The sequence below is a fragment of the Pseudomonas sp. NPDC099000 genome (genome assembly GCF_044759925.1).
Lineage (GTDB): Bacteria > Pseudomonadota > Gammaproteobacteria > Pseudomonadales > Pseudomonadaceae > Aquipseudomonas.
Window position 1 is genome coordinate 1 of the sequence record NZ_JBIWAF010000001.1, and the last position, 20,258, is coordinate 20,258.

At 58.4% G+C, this 20,258-nt stretch carries 15 protein-coding genes and 2 rRNA genes; 13 read left to right on the forward strand and 4 right to left on the reverse strand.

The window, feature by feature from the left end:
* Both ACIQV9_RS00005 and rrf read left to right on the forward strand, forming a co-directional pair.
* Positions 1-76 (forward strand): 23S ribosomal RNA (locus ACIQV9_RS00005); the annotation flags it as partial.
* A gap of 174 nt (positions 77-250) precedes the next feature.
* A 5S ribosomal RNA gene (gene rrf / locus ACIQV9_RS00010) occupies positions 251-366 on the forward strand.
* A gap of 111 nt (positions 367-477) precedes the next feature.
* On the opposite strand, the gene ACIQV9_RS00015 is transcribed toward rrf, so the two are convergent.
* Together ACIQV9_RS00015 and ACIQV9_RS00020 are read right to left on the reverse strand one after the other, a co-directional pair.
* Positions 478-1,173, reverse strand: a complete 696-nt coding sequence (locus ACIQV9_RS00015) for a tRNA (adenine(22)-N(1))-methyltransferase (RefSeq protein WP_403096533.1) — start codon at positions 1,171-1,173, stop codon at positions 478-480.
* A gap of 367 nt (positions 1,174-1,540) precedes the next feature.
* Positions 1,541-2,818, reverse strand: a complete 1,278-nt coding sequence (locus tag ACIQV9_RS00020) for a flavohemoglobin expression-modulating QEGLA motif protein (protein WP_403096537.1) — start codon at positions 2,816-2,818, stop codon at positions 1,541-1,543.
* A gap of 174 nt (positions 2,819-2,992) precedes the next feature.
* On the opposite strand from ACIQV9_RS00020, the gene ACIQV9_RS00025 reads away from it, so the two are divergent.
* Positions 2,993-4,852 (forward strand): ABC transporter ATP-binding protein, encoded by a 1,860-nt coding sequence (locus ACIQV9_RS00025; protein WP_403096540.1) that lies wholly within the window; start codon positions 2,993-2,995, stop codon positions 4,850-4,852.
* Between the two features lie 384 nt (positions 4,853-5,236).
* On the opposite strand, the gene ACIQV9_RS00030 is transcribed toward ACIQV9_RS00025, so the two are convergent.
* Entirely contained in the window at positions 5,237-6,289 is a 1,053-nt protein-coding gene (locus ACIQV9_RS00030; protein WP_403096542.1) for an alpha/beta hydrolase family protein, read from the reverse strand.
* A gap of 467 nt (positions 6,290-6,756) precedes the next feature.
* On the opposite strand from ACIQV9_RS00030, the gene ACIQV9_RS00035 reads away from it, so the two are divergent.
* The 8 genes from ACIQV9_RS00035 (at position 6,757) to ACIQV9_RS00070 (ending at position 15,239) form a co-directional block, all read left to right on the forward strand.
* Complete coding sequence (locus tag ACIQV9_RS00035; protein ID WP_403096545.1) at positions 6,757-7,650, forward strand: amidohydrolase family protein; 894 nt, start codon at positions 6,757-6,759, stop codon at positions 7,648-7,650.
* A gap of 35 nt (positions 7,651-7,685) precedes the next feature.
* Entirely contained in the window at positions 7,686-8,651 is a 966-nt protein-coding gene (locus tag ACIQV9_RS00040; protein WP_403096547.1) for an alpha/beta hydrolase, read from the forward strand.
* Positions 8,652-8,898: 247 nt separating this feature from the next.
* Positions 8,899-9,894 carry a GlxA family transcriptional regulator gene (locus tag ACIQV9_RS00045; protein WP_403096550.1) on the forward strand — a complete coding sequence of 332 codons (996 nt, stop codon included), beginning with the start codon at positions 8,899-8,901 and terminating at the stop codon, positions 9,892-9,894.
* Positions 9,895-10,241: 347 nt separating this feature from the next.
* A complete protein-coding gene (locus ACIQV9_RS00050) occupies positions 10,242-10,931 on the forward strand; it encodes an ABC transporter permease (protein ID WP_403096553.1) in 690 nt (229 codons plus the stop codon).
* Positions 10,928-11,926: an ABC transporter ATP-binding protein gene (locus ACIQV9_RS00055; protein WP_403096555.1), complete on the forward strand. Its 999-nt coding sequence runs from the start codon at positions 10,928-10,930 to the stop codon at positions 11,924-11,926. The genes ACIQV9_RS00050 and ACIQV9_RS00055 overlap by 4 nt, the downstream gene beginning before the upstream one ends.
* A 2-nt stretch (positions 11,927-11,928) precedes the next feature.
* Positions 11,929-12,597, forward strand: a complete 669-nt coding sequence (locus ACIQV9_RS00060; protein WP_403096558.1) for an ABC transporter permease — start codon at positions 11,929-11,931, stop codon at positions 12,595-12,597.
* Positions 12,598-12,639: 42 nt separating this feature from the next.
* Complete coding sequence (locus ACIQV9_RS00065; RefSeq protein WP_403096560.1) at positions 12,640-13,533, forward strand: glycine betaine ABC transporter substrate-binding protein; 894 nt, start codon at positions 12,640-12,642, stop codon at positions 13,531-13,533.
* Positions 13,534-13,694: 161 nt separating this feature from the next.
* On the forward strand, positions 13,695-15,239 hold the full coding sequence (locus tag ACIQV9_RS00070) for an amidase family protein (protein ID WP_403096562.1): 1,545 nt from the start codon (positions 13,695-13,697) through the stop codon (positions 15,237-15,239).
* 5 nt (positions 15,240-15,244) lie between these two features.
* On the opposite strand, the gene ACIQV9_RS00075 is transcribed toward ACIQV9_RS00070, so the two are convergent.
* A complete protein-coding gene (locus ACIQV9_RS00075; protein WP_403096565.1) occupies positions 15,245-16,129 on the reverse strand; it encodes a LysR substrate-binding domain-containing protein in 885 nt (294 codons plus the stop codon).
* A 159-nt stretch (positions 16,130-16,288) separates the two neighbouring features.
* Here ACIQV9_RS00075 and ACIQV9_RS00080 point away from each other — a divergent pair, with 159 nt between their 5' ends.
* Positions 16,289-19,339, forward strand: a complete 3,051-nt coding sequence (locus ACIQV9_RS00080; protein WP_403096568.1) for an FAD-binding and (Fe-S)-binding domain-containing protein — start codon at positions 16,289-16,291, stop codon at positions 19,337-19,339.
* A 376-nt stretch (positions 19,340-19,715) separates the two neighbouring features.
* Positions 19,716-20,150 (forward strand): hypothetical protein, encoded by a 435-nt coding sequence (locus ACIQV9_RS00085; protein WP_403096570.1) that lies wholly within the window; start codon positions 19,716-19,718, stop codon positions 20,148-20,150.
* Positions 20,151-20,258: the final 108 nt, after the last annotated feature.

Sequence of the window (20,258 nt, forward strand, 5' to 3'; positions counted from 1 at the left end):
ACGTTGATAGGTTGGGTGTGTAAGCGCTGTGAGGCGTTGAGCTAACCAATACTAATTGCCCGTGAGGCTTGACCATATAACACCCAAGCAATTTGCTTGCTTCGAGCTGAAAAGCGAAAGAGCACCAGATTGCGGTGTGTGAAGACGAAACGAACCGAAAGTTCGAGATACTCACAAAACACCAGATCTATCACATACCCATTCGCTGGAGCGTGGTCTCGCAAGAGAAAACGACCTGGCTACCGAATTTCTTGACGACCATAGAGCATTGGAACCACCTGATCCCATCCCGAACTCAGCAGTGAAACGATGCATCGCCGATGGTAGTGTGGGGTTTCCCCATGTGAGAGTAGGTCATCGTCAAGATTAAATTCCGAAACCCCAATTGCGAAAGCAGTTGGGGTTTTGTTTTGTCCGCCAGAAAAATCTGGCTCTCGGGGTTTCTATGCAACGGCTCGGGGCATGGCTATCACCGGCTCAAGCCAGCAGCTCGGTGATCCATCGGGCCTGCCGGGCGATGTCTTGCACCTTCTCCTCGGGCACGGCCTGCCGCGCCCGGGCGAAGTGGGTCAGGGTCTGTTGCTTGTGGCGCAGTATGCGCTGCCACTTGAGCAGGAACGCCGGGCTGCGTGCCTGCATCTGCAGCGGGCCGAAGTACAGCTCCTCGGCGCTGTACGTCACCGGAGCGGCGCGCTCGGCGACGATGATTTCGTAGTCGAACCGATTTTCCCGCAGCAGTTCCTCGCAGAGGATGCGGTAGCCGTTGTCCATCAGCCATTGGCGCAATGGCTGCTCGCCGCCGTTGGGCTGCAGGATCAGGCGTTCCTGGCCGCTCAGGTGCGCCTTGCCGCTGTCGAGGATGTCGCGGATCGTCTCGCCGCCCATGCCGCAGATGCTGATCGCCGTGATCCCGTCTCCCGTCTCGATTGCCGCGAGGCCATTGGCCAGGCGCACGGTGATTCGCAGGCCTTGGCCGCTCTCGCGCACGGTGCGTTCGGCCGAGCGGAACGGCGTCAATGCCACCTCGCCGGCCACCGCCGATGCGATGGCGCCACGACGCATCAACGCCACCGGCAGGTAGCCGTGATCCGAGCCGATATCGGCCAGGCGCGCACCGGCTGGCACATGCGCCGCCACGCGTTCCAGGCGCATGGACAATGTCTGTTCGTTCAACCGCAACCCCTATTCACCACGGACGTCCGGCACTTTGGCCGAATCGGGGCGCCATTCTGTCGAGCAACGCCGTGCATTTCAAATTCCTGCGACCGGGGCCATGGTACGACCCGTACCTACCGCTCGAAGTGATCATGAATCGGAGCTATTTTTGCCGTTGTTGAGTCAGTCCGGTTGTTAGAAGCATGCGACTGGCGCAGTGATCGGAACGCACTGCCTTAAACATGTTTGAAGGGGCGCGTTTAAAGACTCCCGGTGTTACGTCCTAACGACTACAACGCCTTGCGTCGTTACCTATGCGTGCGCCACCGGATGCTAGGTGTGTTCGTTCCTCTTTCAGATAACGTTCAATTGGCAGGTACCGTGATCACATGGCGCTGGCATCGTTTTCGTGTTCATCTGAAAATGCCATGAGCACCTCTAGATCGAGCACATCCAATTTTATCTGGGCGATAAAAGCGGAGAAGGCCAGGTTGGCGGCGAGTAAACGTAGATCGCTGGCCCAGGCCGGTAGATGGGTTGGCCCCCGGAGCCAGCCGGACTCGAATAGAGGAGCCAAGCGTACGGTATCAGCCAGACTGAGGCGTCCCGCAAACAAATGACCCACCAGTTCCGGTCGATTGTCGCGGATCGCGATGCGCAGTAGGGTATGGACACCCAGCAAGCCCGTCAGGTAGGCGGCATCCTTGGTAAACGCCGAACCACCACGCAGGTTGGCGCCACGGAAGACCCGCTGGGTTGAGCGGAAGGACTCCTCTTGCGACTGGCCGGCGGCAAGAAAACCCTCGAATACCTGTATGAAATCGGCGCCGTCCAACGCTTGCTGGACCGCAAGCACGCGCAGGGCCAGGCGGCGCAATCGACTGATGTCCATACTGCCAGTGAACAGTTCTGCCAGGGTGGCAATGCCTTCCTGGGTTTGAGTCGTGCGTGGCGCTCCCAAACCCAGACTTTTGAGGTTGGGCTGGAGCGCGCCATTTTGTGCGGTCGCGACATGCACGAAGGCCTCATGCTGCAATAACTGATTCTTGTCCAGTTCAGAGAACAGTGCACCGGTACGCAGGCGAATGCGGCTTGCCCCGGCGATCGCCTTGGCAGCAAGGGTCGGGTCGAGCACGACCGTGACCCGGCCCTTGCCGAAGAAACGGTCCAATTCCGGCTGCATCCAGGCGGCGAAGGCCTCGGCCGGTATCTCTGCCTGAGTCGGTGGAATCCGGGCACCACCCAGTAGGGCGTTGGTGGTCGTGAGAAAGAACTGGGCCGCGTCCAGCATGCTGAGTTTCTGGTTCGGATAATAGAAATCCGGGCGCCGGTACAAGGCGGATGAATATTGAGTAAAGGCGGGCGTGCCAATCGCACCGAGCATGCGTCCAGCCGTGGCATAGCTACGCGCTGTCATGGCGAGATAGTTACCGGCTGGATGCCCCTGATCGCAACGCCCAATAAAAGCTTCCAGAGCAACGATGTCGGCGCTGTGCTCGCGGGGGTGCAATTCGACTCTCGGCAATTCTGCTTTTCCGTCGCGCCAATGCGCCAGGAAAATTTCCTCGACTCCATCCGGCCAGGACAGGGCATCCAGCACGCGGATCTTGCGAGCCAAACCGGGTAGCGCGGCATCAAGTTCAGACAGGGGGGCGCTGCTCATGGAATCTCCCTTGAAAGACGAGGTTCATTCGAAAAAGCTTAGCCGTTCCGACGCATTGCGTTGTAATCGATAAAAGGGCCTTCTGCGGTTCACGAGCGATCTCAACGTCACAAAACCCTCAAAGCAACCGTTCAATGGCAGACTCTCCTCAACTTGTTTGTTTTGGAGAACACCATGCTTCGTGCGTTTGAACGAAGACTCGACCCCTTTCCTCCTGACGAGGTACCACCGCCACCCGACGGCCTGGCTCGCTTCCTGTGGGCCTGTACGCGGGGCGCCCGCGGTTACATCCTTGCGCTTGCGCTGCTCAGTGCCGGTGTCTCGATTTACGAAGCCTGGCTGTTTTCCTTCCTCGGGCAGGTCGTGGATCTGCTCTCGATCTGGCAGGCAGGCGGTGAAGCGGCTGCGCAGGAAAGTCGCGTGTTGTGGGGCATAGGCATCGTCATGGTGACCAGTGTCGGGCTGGTAGCGTTGCGCACCATGGTGCAGCACCAGATATTGGCGATTAACTTGCCGTTGCGGCTGCGCTGGGACTTCCATCGCCTGATGCTGCGGCAAAGCCTTTCATTTTTTTCCGATGAGTTTTCCGGCCGAGTCACTACCAAGGTGATGCAGACTGCGCTAGCGGTGCGCGACGTGCTATTCACCCTTATCGAGATCGCACCCGGGATCGGGGTGTATTTCATTGCGATCATCGCACTGGCCGGCGGCTTCGCTCTGAAACTGATGCTGCCTTTCGTTGCCTGGGTCGTGTTGTTCGGGCTGGCCATGCTGTACTTCGTGCCCCGCCTGGGGAAAGTCGGGCAAGAACAGGCCAATGCGCGGTCGATGATGACCGGGCGTATCTCGGACGCCTACACGAACATCACTACGGTGAAGCTGTTCTCCCACTCCAATCGTGAAGCGCATTTCGCGCGTGCAGCGATGGAGGATTTCAAGCAAACCGGCTTTCGCCAGATGCGCCTGGTCAGCCAGTTCGAGATCGTCAACCAGGCATTGGTGGTGGTGTTGATCATGGCAGCAGGGGGTTATGCCCTGTGGCTATGGCACCAGGGTGAGGTCGGCGCAGGTGCCGTGGCGGCAATCACCGCCATGGCGTTGCGGATCAATGGCATGTCGCACTGGATCATGTGGCAAATGACCTCGCTGTTCGAGAGCATCGGCACCGTACAGGATGGCATGGCGACGCTGACCCAAGGCGCCAAGGTGCAGGATGCGCCGGGTGCGGGCGTGCTAGTGACTTCCGGCGGCGCGGTAACCTTCGATAATGTGAGCTTCAACTACAATGGCGAACGCCAGGTGCTCGATGGCCTGAGCCTGAGCATTCGCCCGGGCGAGAAAATTGGCCTGGTTGGCCGCTCTGGCGCCGGCAAATCCACGCTGATCAACCTGTTGCTGCGCTTCTATGACGTCGACAGCGGGGTGATTCGCATCGACGGCCAAAACATCGCACACGTGACGCAAGAAAGCTTGCGCGGCTCCATTGGCATGGTCACGCAGGATACCTCCCTGCTGCACCGTTCCATTCGCGACAACATCGCCTACGGCCGTCCAGATGCGACCGACGCGCAAATTCGCAGTGCCGCGGCCAATGCTCAGGCCGATGAGTTCATCAGCCAACTGAGCGACCGGCAAGGCCATACCGGCTACGACACCCTTGTGGGTGAGCGCGGCATCAAGCTGTCGGGCGGCCAGCGCCAACGCGTCGCGATTGCCCGTGTGATGCTCAAGAACGCCCCGATCCTGCTGCTTGACGAGGCCACCAGCGCGCTGGACTCGGAAGTCGAAGTCGCCATTCAGGAAAGCCTTGATGAGATGATGCAGGGCAAGACCGTGATCGCGATAGCCCATCGGCTGTCCACGATCGCGGCCATGGACCGGCTCATCGTCATGGATGACGGACGCATCATCGAACAGGGCACCCACACCGAATTGCTTGGGAAGAACGGCGTCTATGCGCGGCTTTGGCAGCATCAAAGCGGCGGGTTCCTGGGTGAGGATAAGGGAGTGGTCGAGTCTTTGGATCCGGCGTGAGGGTGTAGGGTACGCAGCAGGGAGGGATGTGAAGGGCAGTGGGGCGAGAGGGAAGAGTCACGACCGTAGACACTCGTCTAAGGGCTGCTCTAACCCCTCTTCGCGTGCTGTAAACGACACCGGAGTCCGGTGCATGGAAATATCGGCGTAGATCAAAGGCATGTTTTTGGGTGGAGCGTATTCCGGGACTTTAGAGGTACGAATGTATCTGTATAGTTTTTTGCGGTGCCGACTGGTCGCTTCTGGCCGTTTTCTGCCCATCGCGACCGGCTGCTTTCGACCCAGAGCGCTCATCCCTGGCCAACCGTTCAGACAGATTGCGCGGGGGTTGAAACTGCTCCAACGGTTTTTTGGTTGAGCTGCGGCAGTGCTCGTACCACGATTTTACAAACTGCCTTCTGTGTAGATAGATGACTGAAGAAACTCTGCTATCTGCGATGTAATCTGCTGTTGAATCACCCTGCGCGGGCGAGCGCCGTCGCCATCCCGGCAAATCATGCCATCGCCTGGAACTTCTTCTTCGAGCATTACCTCCGCGCCAGGTTTGCACACCGACAAAAAGCTGAAATGGCTTGCGTCGCTGATTTCGACGTAACGGCTTGACGCCGCAGGCAGGCGTTTGGCCAGGTTGGCAGACTCCAACTCAGCGGGAAGCTCGCGCGACGGTACGCCGGCAGCGATCACCAGCGTTGGTACCGGCAGCGAGGCCAGGCTTTCATCGGTCATACCCCGTGAAAGCCCCAGGTCCAATGTAACCACCGCAGTGACGCGCTTATCGCGCCAATCGGCGGCCAACGCGGCCTTTGATTCTGAGGTGCTTGCGGGGTTCATCTTTCCATAGACGGTGCAACTTGCTAACTGTGGGTGGGCTTTGCAGTCATGGGCGAAGCGGTCTGGATCGAAACGAGCACCGGCGATCTCCAGGGCGGTCCAGCCGCCGAGTGAATGGCCCACTACTGCAATTCGGCCATTGGCAACCAAGCCGAATTTTTCAGGTTGAGTCGTGACGCTATCAATGGCTCGCGTCAAATCAACGGGCCGCTGCCATAACTGCGCTGCTGCTTGAGGGCTACGGTCATGAGTGGTGGTGCCAGGGTGATTGATTGCGGCGACGATGTAACCCCTATGCGCCAGAGCACTGGCAAGCCAGATCTGGTTGCTCCAGTTCCCCCTGTATCCGTGGGAGAGCACCAGCAATGGATGCTTGCCAGCAGCTGGCGGCGCATTACGAACGGCAGAAGCACCGACAAACACCGCATCATCGCCGATCAATTGTGTGGCTGCGATAGTTGTACTGGGGTACCAAACGACCATCTCCAGTGAGCGGTCACTGTGCGAGTCCGGCAGTGTGAAAGATTGGAAGCCGACAGGATTCTCATCAGCGAGTGCGATAGTAGTCAGACAGGTCAACAGCAGGGCGCCGAAAGCTTTTTTCAATGTCGTTTCTTCCTTGATTAGACAAGTGCATAGCAACCTGAACTCTCCGTCAGGCGCATCCCTTCGTAGGGAGTCGAAGCTAGTGAGGCTGCATATAAGCACGGACATTAAAGCCCACATCGGACCGGCTCGCATAACTTTCATCATTAGCTTTAGCTCAATCGTCGTCGGAGCTTGAATCCAGAAAGCAGGCAGTCTAAACCCCATCAATTTTTCGCCATCGCCCTGACGGACCTCTCACCCATCAACCGCCCCGACCTTCATTTTTACGACTCCAAAACCCGTCACCCGTGCAACAAAGCCCCCAGGCGCTACTTCCGCCTTAAAAATTCTCCACTGATTTCTACCGCCCCCAGACTCACAAAATTCACGCATGGCGAAATTTTGATACTACACGTCGAGTTGGCGGGAGCGACGAGGCGCTGACGACGATTATTGTTTTCGCACAAAAGCAGGAAACAAAAATCATGCTGCCGCTGATAAAAAGAATAGACAGTCACGTTCATTTCTATACGTCGCAAGACCTCCACCGAGTGGCCGGTTCGCTGCCTTATGCGTTACCGGAGCCGCATCCGCTGACGGCTTATCTGGATGCATTGATCGATGCCGGGATTGCGCCGACGCTGCTCAATAACGTCCATTTAAGTATCTTGCCCGATTCGGAAAACGTGTTTGTTTCGTTCGACGAGCTCAGGAATCTCCAGGCCGCCAACCCGCAGCGTTATGGGGGTGTCAAATTGGTGGGGACGATCAAGGCAGATCCTGCTTACGCCACGCAAGAGCGTCTCTCTCATCCGCAGGTGGTGGGCGCTCGAATCGTTTTGCACGATGCCAAGCCTGAAACGGTGTCTGATGCACGGTTTAGCGATGGCCAATGGTCGGCGTTTTATGACCGGCTGCTACCGCATCAGCATCTGCACATTTACGCGAAAGAAGCCGAGACGAATCTGCGCGTATTGCACCAGATCCCTCGTGGTGTGCGGGTCATTATCGATCACCTGGGCACTTGTCACAGTGAGCGTGACATCACTGAGCCGGCTTTCGTCGCGCTGCTCACTGAAGCGCGAGAACGAGGCAACGTGTGGTTCAAAGGCCCTGGCTATCGCACTTCCGTCTATCCCGAGGAAACAGCTCGTTTCGTGACGCAAATTGTTTGTGCCGTCGGTGCGGACAAGATTCTTCTGGAAGCAACGGATGCACCGCATGTCGGGACTGACAACCTGGTTGCGCCGTACTCCGCTCTGTTTGACTTGAACAAAGCTTTTAACTTTGTCGATGCCGTTGCAAATCATGTTTCGAAAGAAACCCACATTCCAGTTGGCCAACTTCTCCGGGGAGCTTCTGGCCAGTTGGTTAGTTGATCTACGCCCACGCCTTAACTTCGAGATATCCAGTGATGACGAACATTACAACAAAAGAAATCAACTTTGCCGTCAAGTACGGTGATGGAACCCTGAACCTCAAAGGCACGGTGTTTCAGCCAGAACAGATCGACGCGTCGATTCCGCCTGTCATCTTCAACTCCGGCTTCACTGGCGGGGTCACGATGTACGGCCAACTGTTCGGCCGCGCTCTGGCAGCTCGTGGTTATCGCGTCATGACCTACGACGTGGCGGGTTTCTTCTCTAACAAACACATCCGCAACACGATCAAGGCCGGTGACATTGAGATCACCAATGTCATCCTCGAAGACCAGAAAGATGAAGTCCTCGGTGCCATTGAATGGGCTCGCGAGAATTTCGGTGAGATGCCGGTTGTGGCGTCCTGGGCGATGGGTTCGGTGGCGAGCCTCGGTGCAGTGGCTGAACTGGCCGCCGCAGGAGGTGAGCAGATCCGTTTCTGGGTGCCGATGAGCTACACCAACATCCGTAAGCTGCAAGCCTTGCGTGCAGACAAAGGCGCGGCCGATGCCGCCATTCACCAACTCGCGGATGACGCGCCGATCCCTCCGTTCGACACCGGAACGGAGGCGACCCGTCTCGGTTACTACCCACTGGATCCTGAAACTCAGGCTTACGTTGATCAGCAGTTGGGCGGCTACACCGAAGCCGGTGGCGCGGACCGTTGGCCTGGCTGCACCCACGTGACGGCGAAGTCCTACAAGTCTTATGTGGCGTATGACCCGGAGCAGTCCATCGAAGGTGCAAAAGGCTTCCCGCCTGCACTGATCATCCACGGCGCCGACAACACGTTGCACATGCCCTCGGAGTCGGTGCGTCTGCACCAGAACTACCCGGGTGATGCAGGCCCCAGCGCGCTGATTATTTCGCACATGCAACATGGCCAGCAGAATCAGGTCGACAGCCCTGTGTTCAAGTCGATGATCCAGAGCATCGATGAGGCCATCCGAGCGCGCGGCTGATCCGCTCGCCATTATCATGTGAGACCTCGGGCGACGAGGTCTCACAGCGGCTTTCAAGTCGTCGCGCTGCATTTCCCCGTCATTGCGATCTGTCGTAACGCTTCGGCTTGGCTCGTTCGCTGTCGCAACGATTGAGTCTGGCTGAATGCGTGCTCAACCCCTAACATGGCGTGTCCAAAGCCACTCTCTCGGGCTGGCCTAAGCTGTTCACTTGAACGGCTGGAACTACCCATGAAAGGATCTGGCGATGGCAGCCCCCAGCGAATCAGCGACGTCTGTGAATAGCTACACAACCAAGCGAATCGGGCTGCTCATTCTCCCTCAGTTCTCCATGATGGCCCTGGCAGGAGCCAGCGAGCCTTTGCGCGCGGCGAATCGGTTGTCCGGAAAAACACTTTATGAGTGGGCCCTGCTCACGGAATCCGGTGGGCCGGTCAGCTCCAGCAGCGGCATCGAAATCCAGACCATGCCGGTTGATCAGGCTCCGGAGCTGGATCGCGTTTTTGTCCTGGCAAGCCTCGACATCGAACATCAGAAGCCGCCGAGAATGCTGCGTTTCCTACAACGCGCAGCGTCTCGCGGGATAACTGTCGGCGCACTGAGCACCGGTACGTTCATCCTCGCACGGGCCGGGCTACTCGAAGGAAAGCGCTGCACGTTGCACTGGGAGTCCATCGGTCAATTTTCGGAGGAATTCCCCTCGATCGAAGTGACCAAAGAGCTGTACGTCAACCATGGCAACCGCTGGACGTGTGCCGGGGGGACGGCGGCCATCGACCTCATGCTAGCGCAAATCGCGCTTGATTTCGGCAATCAGCTGGCCGCAAGCATCGCCGAGCAATTTCTGCACGCCAGGATAAGAGCCCCGGAAGAACATCAGCGGATGTCGATTCAGTGGCGGTTCGGGATTCACGATCGCAGGCTGACGGCCGCCATCGCCTTCATGGAAGACAATCTGGAGAACATTGTCGGCATCGAAGAAATCGCCGACCGGTGCAATCTGTCGCACCGTCAATTGGAGCGGTTGTGGCATCAGCACTTCGGAATGACACCGAAAAAATTCTATCTGGAACTCAGGCTTAACGAAGCACGCCGATTGCTGCGTGAGAGTACCCAGCCCATTGCGTCCATTGCCTACAGCTGTGGGTTCGTCTCGGCATCACATCTGGGCGCGGCTTACCGTCGGGTGTGGGGCTGCACACCTGGAGAAGAGCGGCGGAAATTTGATGATGCTCATTCCTGATTGCGGTCACTGAGCGCGTCGCTCAATAACCGCTATTCCCCCCGAAAAACGGCTGAGCCGATCCTCCCCGCAAAACCGCATAGCAAGCTAATGACTCGCCCCGACAGGCGGTGCGCTCCGACTAGCCTTGGAAATTTGGTGATCCTGCATAATTTCTTCTTCAATCAACCCTTCACCTTGCATTGCTCGTTGACGTGCCTCGTGACGTCGGTTTTTTGATAGAAATCGTCGAACTCAAAGCTCAAGCTGCCTACGGTAGCGCGGTAATGTTTGCTACAAGATCCGGCGTTCACTTCCAGATGCACGGCCGACAAAAATAACAATGACGTACAGAAGGCATATCAACCATGGAAACCTTGAGTTTCATTCTGGAAAACGGCGGGCTGATCAGTCTGCTACTCGGGCAGCACCTTCTCATCGTGGCGGTAGCGGTGGGGCTGGCGATTCTGACCGGCGTGCCTGTCGGGATCGCAATATCCCAGCACCCCAGAACGCGCCGTTGGGTCCTGGCTTTCGCCGCTGTCCTGATGACCATTCCTTCTGCCGCGCTGTTCGGGCTGATGATTCCGGCTCTGTCCCTGATTGGTTATGGAATCGGCGTCGTGCCGGCGGTCATTGCGCTGTTTCTCTATTCCCAGCTGCCCATCATCCGCAACACCACCACCGCGATCTCCAACATCGACCCCGCGTTGCGCGAAGCGGCGATCGGCATGGGGATGTCGACCTGGCAACGGCTGCGCAAAGTTGAGCTGCCGATTGCGGTCCCGCTGATCATGGCGGGCGTCAGGATGGCGACCGTCATCAACATCGGCATCGCGGCCATCGCGGCTTACATCGGCGCGGGTGGCCTGGGCAGTCTCATCATTCGTGGCATCGCTCAATCGGATACCCGACAGCTGTTGGCCGGTGCGATCGTCATCAGCGTAATTGCCATTGCAGCCGATTACGCGCTCTACGGCTTACAGCGCCTCCTGACGCCAAAAGGCCTGAACAAGAACAAAGTGGCCAATGGCCGAATGAAGGAAGCTACGACGTGATCCAGATCGAAAATTTAAACAAGAAATTCGGCTCAATCACTGCAGTAGAAGATGTCTCATTCAATGTTGAAGAGGGGCAGATCTGCGTACTGCTTGGGCCGTCGGGCTGCGGTAAAACCACGACGTTGAAAATGATCAACCGACTGATCACGCCCACCTCAGGCACGATCCGCATCGGTGGTCGCGACACCTGCGAACTGGACAGTGTCACCCTCAAGCGCTCCATCGGCTACGTGATTCAGCAAGTCGGTCTGTTCCCGAACATGACCGTCGAGGAAAACATATGCGTCGTGCCTAATCTGTTGGGATGGGACAAGAGCAAAAGCCGCAAGCGAGCCGCGGAGTTGCTGGAAGTGGTCGCGCTGGAACCGTCCAAATTCCTCAAGCGCTACCCGTGTGAACTTTCGGGCGGCCAGCAGCAGCGGGTAGGGGTAGCCCGGGCCTTGGCAGCGGATCCGCCTGTGATGTTGATGGATGAGCCGTTTGGCGCGATCGACCCGATCAACCGGGAAGTGATCCAGGACGAATTCATGCGTATCCAGCGCCTCGTCAACAAGACCGTGCTGTTTGTCAGTCACGACATCGATGAAGCGGTGAAGATGGCGGACTGCGTCGCGTTGTTTCACAACGGCAAAATCCAGCAATTCGGCAGCTCGGATGATCTGCTGGCCCGGCCGAACAGCGAGTTCGTGGCGAACTTCATGGGCGGCGACCGGATCATGAAACGCTTGCGCCTGCTGCGCGCGGCTGACGTCGTGAGCAAGATCGCGCCGCGCGAACACATGCAGATCGTGGGTGGCACCAGCGGCATCGCATCGCACTCACACCTGATCGTCAAGCCTGGAGATGATCTGCGCCAAGTGCTTTCGCAACTGCTGGGGCGCGGCCAGGACTGGGCCGCCTGCAATGACAGCGACGGACGCTTCATCGGCTATGTCCACCAGGCCGACATCCTGGCGCGGCTTGTTGAAAACATTACTCCGGCGGTGCACTGACGATGCCTGACTTTCTCATCAAATTGTGGCAAGGGCTGCAGTTTTACTGGGGCGACATCAGCTACCTGACGGTCCAGCATCTGCAGATCGTGGCGGTCAGCGGGGCGCTGGCCCTGGCCATCGCGCTGCCGTTGGGCGTCTGGATGAGCCGTCCGGCGAACCAGCGTTACGCCATGGCCACCATGCAGTTCCTCAATGTCGGGCAAGCGATCCCCAAGCTCGCGCTGTTGGCCTTGGCCATGAGTTTTATTGGCGTGGGCAGCGGGGCGGCCATCATCGGATTGTTTGTCGCCACGTTGTTGCCCGTGGCCGTCAACACCTATGAAGGCTTGCGCGCGGTGCCGCAGCACTTGGTCGAAGCTGCCGAGGCCATGGGCATGACGCCACGGGAAACGCTGTGGAAAGTCGAAATTCCGAATGCGATGAATGTGATTTTCGCAGGCATCCGCACGGCGCTGGCGATTAACGTCGGGACTGCGCCGCTGGCCTTCCTGGTCGGGGGCGGTGGGCTGGGCGAGTTGATCTTTACCGGGATCGACCTGAATGACTTCGGCATGATGTTGGCCGGTGCCGTATCGACCGCGCTGTTGGCGATTGCAGTCGATCTGGGCTGCGGCTTGATTCAAAACTTTGCAGTGTCACGGGGCCTGAGGTTGGCCGGGCGCGAATGAATCTGAAGACCAAAGACCTAAACCAATAATACGAGGTGCATGATGATTTATCGAATGCTGGCCAGTCTGGTCGTTACCCTGAGTCTTGTTTCAGGTGGTGTAGGCAGCGCTTCTGCCAACAGCACGATTGTGGTCGGTGGCAAGAAGTTTACCGAGCAGCAACTGGTTGCCGAGATGACCGCTCAATTACTGCGTGCCAATGGCTACAGTGTCGATAAACGCCCGGACCTGGGGTCATCGGTACTGCGCGCGGCGCAAGAGAATGGTCAGGTGGATGTGTATTGGGAATACACCGGCACTTCGCTGATCACTTACAACAAAGTCACCGACAAACTTAGCGCTGACGAAACCTACAAGAAGATCAGCGAGCTTGATGCGCAAAAGGGCATCACTTGGTTGAACCCTTCCAAGGCCAACAACACCTACGCATTTGCCATGCGCAAGGCAGAGGCCGAGAAGGATGGCGTCGTCTCCATCAGTGATCTTGCGAAGAATATCGAAGCAGGCAAATCCTATAAATTCGCATCGAATGCTGAATTCTTTTCACGGCCCGATGGCCTGCGCCCACTTCAAGAGACGTACAAGTTTGAATTCGAGCGCAAGAACATCGTTCGCATGGACGGCGGGCTGACCTATCAGGCGCTCCGGGACGGTCAGGTCGATCTGGCATTGGTCCTGTCCACCGATGGGCGGATACCGGCTTTTGGCTTTGTGGTGCTCAAAGACGACAAAGGCTTCTTCCCCAGCTATGCGTTGACCCCTGTCATCCGGACTGAAGTCTTTAAGGAGAATCCGAAGATCGGAGAGTTGCTGAACGCGCTGTCTTCCAAGCTGGACGACGACACCATTGCCGGCCTCAATTCCCGTGTCGACGTCGGCCGTGAATCGATCGAAAGCGTGTCCAAGGAATTTCTGCAAAAGAACCAGTTGCTCTAGGTATTCCTTGGTGGTGTTGAAGCCACTCGGCTTCATCATGACGGTCAGGGCCAGCTGAACATCGCTGGCCTCTTTTTATCCTGCTTATTTGTAACGCTCATCCCAATCGCTGGGGCCGTGAGCTCATTTCGTTCGCCTGTCATTCACTAGGAGACTGACCCATGCAGTTGAATAAAAAGTTGGTGGTGTGCTCGTTTTTGCTACTGGCGGCAAGTGCTCAGGCGGATGACGGTATCGACCGTATGACCCTGGCGGATATGCGTCATGCACTGGATGACGGGACCCTCAGTTCCGAGGAACTGGTCCAGCATTATCTGGATAACATCCGAGCGAACAATCACCAAGGCCAACACATCAATGCGCTGGTGACGGTCAATGAACAGGCGATCGATCAAGCCCGGAAGTGGGATGCCGAACGGGCGAAAAACCCAAAGGCCAACTATGCAGCGCTGGCCGGCATTCCATTCGTGGTAAAGGATAACTTCGACACCGCCGGTATGGTCACCTCCGGTGGCTCCTTTGTCCTGCGTTCGTCCGTGCCGAGCCAGGATGCCTTCACCGTCAAGAAGCTGATCGACGGGCAAGCGATTCTGCTCGGCAAAGCCAACCTGTCGGAATTGGCCGCGTCCTTTGGCTGGTTTGGCTACAGCTCGTTTGGTGGCCAGACGCTGAATCCGAAAAATACCAAGCGTGATGCCTCTGGCTCCAGCAGCGGTTCTGCCGCCGCTGTGGCCGCAGCGTTTGCACCCTTTGCGCTAGGGTCGGACACCAGCGGCTCGATCCGCGCCCCGGCCAGCGTCACAGGCACAGTGGGTTTCCGACCTTCGCTGGGGTTGATCAGTCGCAGCGGCATCATTCCGCTGTCGCTCGCGTTTGATACCGGTGGCGTCATTACCAACAACGTGCTGGATCAGGCCATCGTGCTGGACGCGATCAAGGGCCAGGACAAAACTGATCCGGCGACCCTGAATCTGGTCGCAGACAAAATACAGTTCGAGCCAGCGCTGAGCCGTTCCTCTCTGCAAGGCAAGACTATCGGGGTGATCACCAACTTCAAAGGCGCCAATCCGGAGGTGGACGCGGTGTTCAAGTCGGCGCAGGAAACCCTCGGCAAGCGGGGGGCGAATGTCGTCTCCATCGAACTGCCAAAAGCCTTTGAAACCCTATGGAACGATGTGCTCGGCCCCGTTGGCGAGAGTGAATTCAAACCGCAATTCGAACGTTACCTTGCCACCCTCAACCCGAGCCAACCGCGAACTCTTGCACAGTTTCTCGACCTGGCCAGGAAAAATCAGGCGGAAAACGGGTCGCATGGCATGAACCCGGCACGCTTGGCCGGACTGGAAACGGTAGCGAATGCCGGCAGCACCGATTCGCCGCAGTACATCTCCATCCTCTCCCGGAAGATTCCGCAGTTGCGCGCGGAGCTGATGGGCATCATGAAGAAGAACAACGTGGACAGCCTGTTCTTCGCGACCATCAATTGCCCGGCGTCGGTGGTTCACGGCGTGTCCGATGACAGTTACGTGTGCAAAACCGGTGATACCTACGCATCGTCGTACATTGCCTCCGCGACAGGATTTCCCGAGATCACCGTTCCGGCAGGCACCATCAAGGGCAACCTGCCGGTCGGTGTTTCGTTCCTCGGTGGCTACGGCGAAGACGCTAAGGTTGTGGGTTATGGCTACGCGTTTCTCGGGCGCTGATCCTGTCAGATCTGTTCCAGCAACCAGGTGCGAAACGCGACGAGTGATGGCAGCGCCTCATTGCGCGGCGGGTAAGTCAGGTAGTAACTGCGCTGGCTGGCGAAGGGCTGGTCGAGGCTGATCAGCTCGGCGCTGGCCAGCTCATCGGCCACCAGAATACGCGGCACCAGACCGATGCCGATGCCGGCCCTGACGGCCTGGATCAAGTGTGAGGTGAGTTCGAAACTCGGCCCCAGCCGCATCTTTCGATGGGGCAGGCCGTGGTGACCGAACCACTCGCCCCAGACGTTGGCATTGCTCGCGACGTTAAGCAGCGTCTGTTCGCCAATGCGCTCCGGCGTCCAGGTGACATGACGTTCGGCCGCTTGTGGAGAAATGATCACCATCAGTTCTTCGGTGTGCAGGCGATGGCTGATCAGGCCGGGCAAATCGGCACTGCCGACGACGATCGCGGCATCGATGCCGCTGGTTTCGAAGTCGATGGCGTCGATCCGCGAATTGATGTGCACCAGCATGCCGGGATGGGTTTTGTAGAAGTCATGAAGGCGCGGCAATAACCACTTCGAGCCGAAGGTCGGCAACGTGGCCAGGCGCAAGGTGCCGCTGCCCGATTGATAGGCCATGGCCTGCAGCGTGGCGCTGCGGATGCGTCCGAGCGCTTCGCTCATTTCCCGCTGATAAAGACGACCGACATCGGTCAGCTGCACTTGCCGGCCTTCACGGCGGAACAGCGTCAGGCCCAGTTGCTGTTCCAGCGCCTGAACTTGCCGGCTCACGGCGCTTTGGGTCAGTGACAGTTCCATCGCGGCGCGGGTATAGCTTTCATGGCGGGCAGCGGCTTCAAAGGCCAGCAGCAACGACATCGAAGGGGTGAGGTGACGGTAATTCATTCGTAAAAGTCATCGATAGCGGCAGGATTATCCGTTTGTCCGGCGCCAGAACCTGCAGGATCATTGGCGCAGCCAACGACCTGAGGCTGACCCATTAATGCTCGGGCGACAAGTGTTTTGATTTTTCCCGTGATTAGACCGACAAGAGAACAGCCTGCGATGATCGCTCAGTTGCCCACCGTTGCACTCGCGGCACAGTACCCGGAATTTCTACAAGCCCTGCGTGCCAGCGGCTTCCGCGGTCAGCTCAGCGCCGACTACGCCACCCGCACCGTGCTGGCGACCGACAACTCCATCTATCAGCGGCTGCCTCAAGCGGCGGTGTTTCCCCTGGACGCAGACGACATTGCACGAATCGCGACCCTGATGGCCGAACCACGCTTTCGCCAGATCAAGCTGACCCCGCGCGGCGGTGGCACCGGCACCAACGGCCAGTCATTGACTGATGGCATCGTGGTCGACTTGTCGCGACACATGAACACTATCCTCGAAATCAACGTCGCCGAGCGGTGGGTGCGGGTGCAGGCGGGCGTGGTCAAGGACCAGCTCAATGCCGCGCTAAAACCCCACGGGCTGTTCTTCGCCCCGGAGCTGTCGACGTCCAACCGCGCCACCGTCGGCGGCATGATCAACACCGACGCGAGCGGCCAGGGCAGTTGCACCTATGGCAAGACCCGCGATCACGTCCTGGAACTGCACAGTGTGCTGCTCGGTGGCGAGCGTCTGCACAGCCAGCCTCTGTCCGACGCGGAGCTGGAAGTGGCCTGCACGCAACCCGGGCGCATCGGCGAGGTGTACCGGACTGCGCGGCACATTCAGGAAACCCAGGCTGACCTGATCGAGTCGGTGTTCCCCAAACTCAACCGCTGCCTGACCGGTTACGACCTGGCGCACCTGCGCGACGAGCAGGGCCGTTTCAACCTCAACAGCGTCTTGTGCGGCGCGGAAGGTTCGTTGGGCTACGTCGTCGAAGCCAAGCTCAACGTGCTGCCGATTCCCAAATACTCAGTGTTGGTGAACGTGCGCTACGGCAGCTTCATGGACGCACTGCGCGACGCCAATGCGTTATTGGCGCACAAGCCGTTGTCCATCGAAACCGTGGATTCCAAGGTGCTGCTGCTGGCGATGAAAGACATCGTCTGGCACAGCGTTGCCGAGTATTTTCCGAGCGACGCCAGGCGTCCGACGCTGGGCATCAACCTGGTTGAATTCAGCGGCGACGACGCGCTGGAGGTGAACGCTCGCGTGGTGTCCTTCGTCGAGCATCTGCAGACCGACACGACGATCGAGCGCCTGGGCCACACGCTGGCCGAAGGTGCCGAGGCCGTGAGCCGTGTCTACACCATGCGCAAGCGCTCGGTGGGGTTGCTGGGCAACGTCGACGGCGAGATTCGCCCACAGCCTTTCGTCGAAGACACCGCTGTGCCGCCGGAGAAACTGGCTGACTACATCGCTGAGTTCCGCGCCTTGCTGGACAGCCATGGCCTGGCCTATGGCATGTTCGGTCACGTCGATGCCGGTGTGTTGCATGTACGTCCGGCGCTGGACATGAAAGACCCGGCCCAGGCCGCGCTGGTCAAGCCGATTTCCGATGCCGTGGCCGAGCTGACCCGGCGATACGGCGGCCTGCTGTGGGGCGAGCACGGCAAGGGGTTGCGCTCGGAATATGTCCCCGCGTTTTTTGGCGAACTGTACCCGGCGCTGCAATCACTCAAGGGGGTGTTCGACCCGCACAATCAGCTCAACCCCGGCAAGATCTGCACGCCGCCGGATGCCGCGCAAGGCTTGCTCAAGGTCAACGAAGTGACGCTGCGCGGTGATCTGGACCGGCAAATCGACGAGCGCGTCTGGCAAAGTTTCGGCACCGCCATGCACTGCAACGGTAACGGCGCTTGCTACAACTACGACCCCAACGATGCGATGTGTCCGTCGTGGAAAGCCACCAGTGAACGCCAGCATTCGCCGAAGGGCAGGGCGTCATTGATTCGCGAGTGGTTGCGTCTTCAAGGCGCGGCCAATATCGATGTGTTGCAAGCGGCCCGAGGCAAGTTGGCGTGGCTGAGCGGCTTGCCAGCGCGACTGCGCAATAACCTGGCGCGCTCACGTGGCGAGGCGGATTTCTCCCATGAAGTCTACGATGCAATGGCGGGGTGTCTGGCCTGTAAATCCTGCGCGGGACAATGCCCGGTCAAGGTCAACGTGCCGGAGTTCCGTTCGCGATTTCTGGAGCTGTACCACGGTCGTTATCAACGCCCGCTGCGCGACTATCTGATTGGCTCGCTGGAGTTCACCATTCCCTACATGGCCTACGTGCCAGGTTTATACAACGCGATAATGGGCTCGAAATGGGTGAGCCGCCTGCTTGAGAGACAGGTCGGCATGCTCGACAGTCCGTTGATCCACCGCCATGACTTGCAGGCCACGCTGACCCGCTGCAAGGTCGCTGTCGCCAGTGTGTCAGTCTTGCGCGAGCTCACTGTCGCGCAACGTGAGCGCAGCGTGGTGTTGGTGCAGGACGCCTTTACCCGTTACTTCGAAACGCCGCTGCTGGCGAGCTTTATCCAGTTGGCGCATCAGCTGGGCTATCGGGTGTTCCTGGCGCCCTATAGCGCCAACGGCAAGCCTTTGCACGTGCAGGGTTTTCTCGGTGCCTTCGCCAAGGCGGCCATCCGCAACGGCAATCAACTCAAGGCGCTCGCCGACTGCGGTGTCCCGCTGGTGGGGCTGGACCCGGCGATGACGCTGGTCTATCGCCAGGAATATCAGAAAGTGCCGGGGCTCAACGAGTGCCCGACGGTCTTGCTGCCTCAGGAGTGGCTCTTCGATGTGCTGCCTGAACAGCCGCATCCCGCGACCGGGACATTTCGTTTGTTGGCGCACTGCACTGAGAAAACCAATGTCCCTGCCAGCACTTCGCAATGGGAAGCCGTTTTTGCCCGGCTCGGGCTCAAGCTGAAAACCGAGGCGACCGGCTGTTGCGGCATGTCCGGAACCTATGGCCACGAAGCTCGAAACCAGGACACCTCGCGGACCATTTTCGAGCAGTCCTGGGCCGGCAAGCTGAACGAAAAGAGCGAGGCGCTGGCAACGGGATACTCCTGTCGCAGTCAGGTAAAGCGCTTGGCCAACGTGCAATTGCGCCATCCCCTGGAGGTTGTGTTAGCGCATACGCTCCCGAATCGAAATGCTGATGAGCGACGAGGAAAATAGCTTCATCTCGGGAAGCATGCTGGGTTCTATGGTCAGGTAATCGGTCTCGGAAATGATGTGCAGGATTTCCAGCAGCGATTAGGTCGTGATCGCGATCTTCGGAGGGGGTAAGCCTTGGGCTTTGAACAGTTCTATCAGATGGTTCTCCGCGCTACCGACGACTCCCGCCGGCCGGACGCTGACCCACTCGCTCTCGGCCAGGTCGCGCACTGAGCGAGCTCCCGCCAGGGGATGCCCCGAACATGCCCGGCGTAATTCCACCTGAACTTGATGCGGCGTTGTTTCGCGGCGACCCGGTACCCAGTGGTCTTCTGAGGAAGAGAAGCGAGCGGCCGATCAACTCGCCACTACTTACAAGCACATCGGTTACGCAATCATGATGGGTGATCGGCCTCAGTCGCTGACCGGTCTCAATGATTCACCCGTTGGTTTGGCGGCCTTCATGCTTGATCACGATCCTAAAAGCTACGAGATGATTGCGCGTTCCATTGACGGGCAACCGGAAGGCCTTACTCCCGACGACGTCCTCGACAACATCACGTTGTTCTGGCTGACCAAAACGGCCGTTTCCTCAGGGCGGCTCTATTGGGAGAACAAATCAACATTCTTCGCCGTCAAGGGCGTCAACATCCCGGTTGCGGTTAGTGTGTTTCCTGATGAACTGTATGCGGCGCCGAAAAGTTGGTCGCAGAAGGCCTATCCCAAACTGGTGCATTACAACGAGCTCCCCAAAGGCGGGCACTTTGCTGCATGGGAGCAGCCGGAGCTTTTCTCAAAGGAAGTCCGGGCAGGGTTCAAGTTGATGAGGTAAGTGACAGGCCCACAGGCATCGAAGTACTGATCTTGTAATGATCAGGATGGCTCGGTTCGGATTGTTGATCGTCGTGCGTGAAAGTGATCCGAACCGTGCAACTCAAGG

Bases quoted from the DNA above. Each gene is read 5' to 3' on its own strand.
- ACIQV9_RS00085 (WP_403096570.1), top strand. From the start codon at position 19,716: ATGATGGGTGATCGGCCTCAGTCGCTGACCGGTCTCAATGATTCACCC.
- ACIQV9_RS00080 (WP_403096568.1), top strand. From the start codon at position 16,289: ATGATCGCTCAGTTGCCCACCGTTGCACTCGCGGCACAGTACCCGGAA.
- ACIQV9_RS00075 (WP_403096565.1), bottom strand. From the start codon at position 16,129: ATGAATTACCGTCACCTCACCCCTTCGATGTCGTTGCTGCTGGCCTTT.
- ACIQV9_RS00060 (WP_403096558.1), top strand. From the start codon at position 11,929: ATGCCTGACTTTCTCATCAAATTGTGGCAAGGGCTGCAGTTTTACTGG.
- ACIQV9_RS00050 (WP_403096553.1), top strand. From the start codon at position 10,242: ATGGAAACCTTGAGTTTCATTCTGGAAAACGGCGGGCTGATCAGTCTG.
- ACIQV9_RS00020 (WP_403096537.1), bottom strand. From the start codon at position 2,818: ATGAGCAGCGCCCCCCTGTCTGAACTTGATGCCGCGCTACCCGGTTTG.
- ACIQV9_RS00045 (WP_403096550.1), top strand. From the start codon at position 8,899: ATGGCAGCCCCCAGCGAATCAGCGACGTCTGTGAATAGCTACACAACC.
- ACIQV9_RS00065 (WP_403096560.1), top strand. From the start codon at position 12,640: ATGATTTATCGAATGCTGGCCAGTCTGGTCGTTACCCTGAGTCTTGTT.
- ACIQV9_RS00040 (WP_403096547.1), top strand. From the start codon at position 7,686: ATGACGAACATTACAACAAAAGAAATCAACTTTGCCGTCAAGTACGGT.
- ACIQV9_RS00070 (WP_403096562.1), top strand. From the start codon at position 13,695: ATGCAGTTGAATAAAAAGTTGGTGGTGTGCTCGTTTTTGCTACTGGCG.
- ACIQV9_RS00025 (WP_403096540.1), top strand. From the start codon at position 2,993: ATGCTTCGTGCGTTTGAACGAAGACTCGACCCCTTTCCTCCTGACGAG.
- ACIQV9_RS00035 (WP_403096545.1), top strand. From the start codon at position 6,757: ATGCTGCCGCTGATAAAAAGAATAGACAGTCACGTTCATTTCTATACG.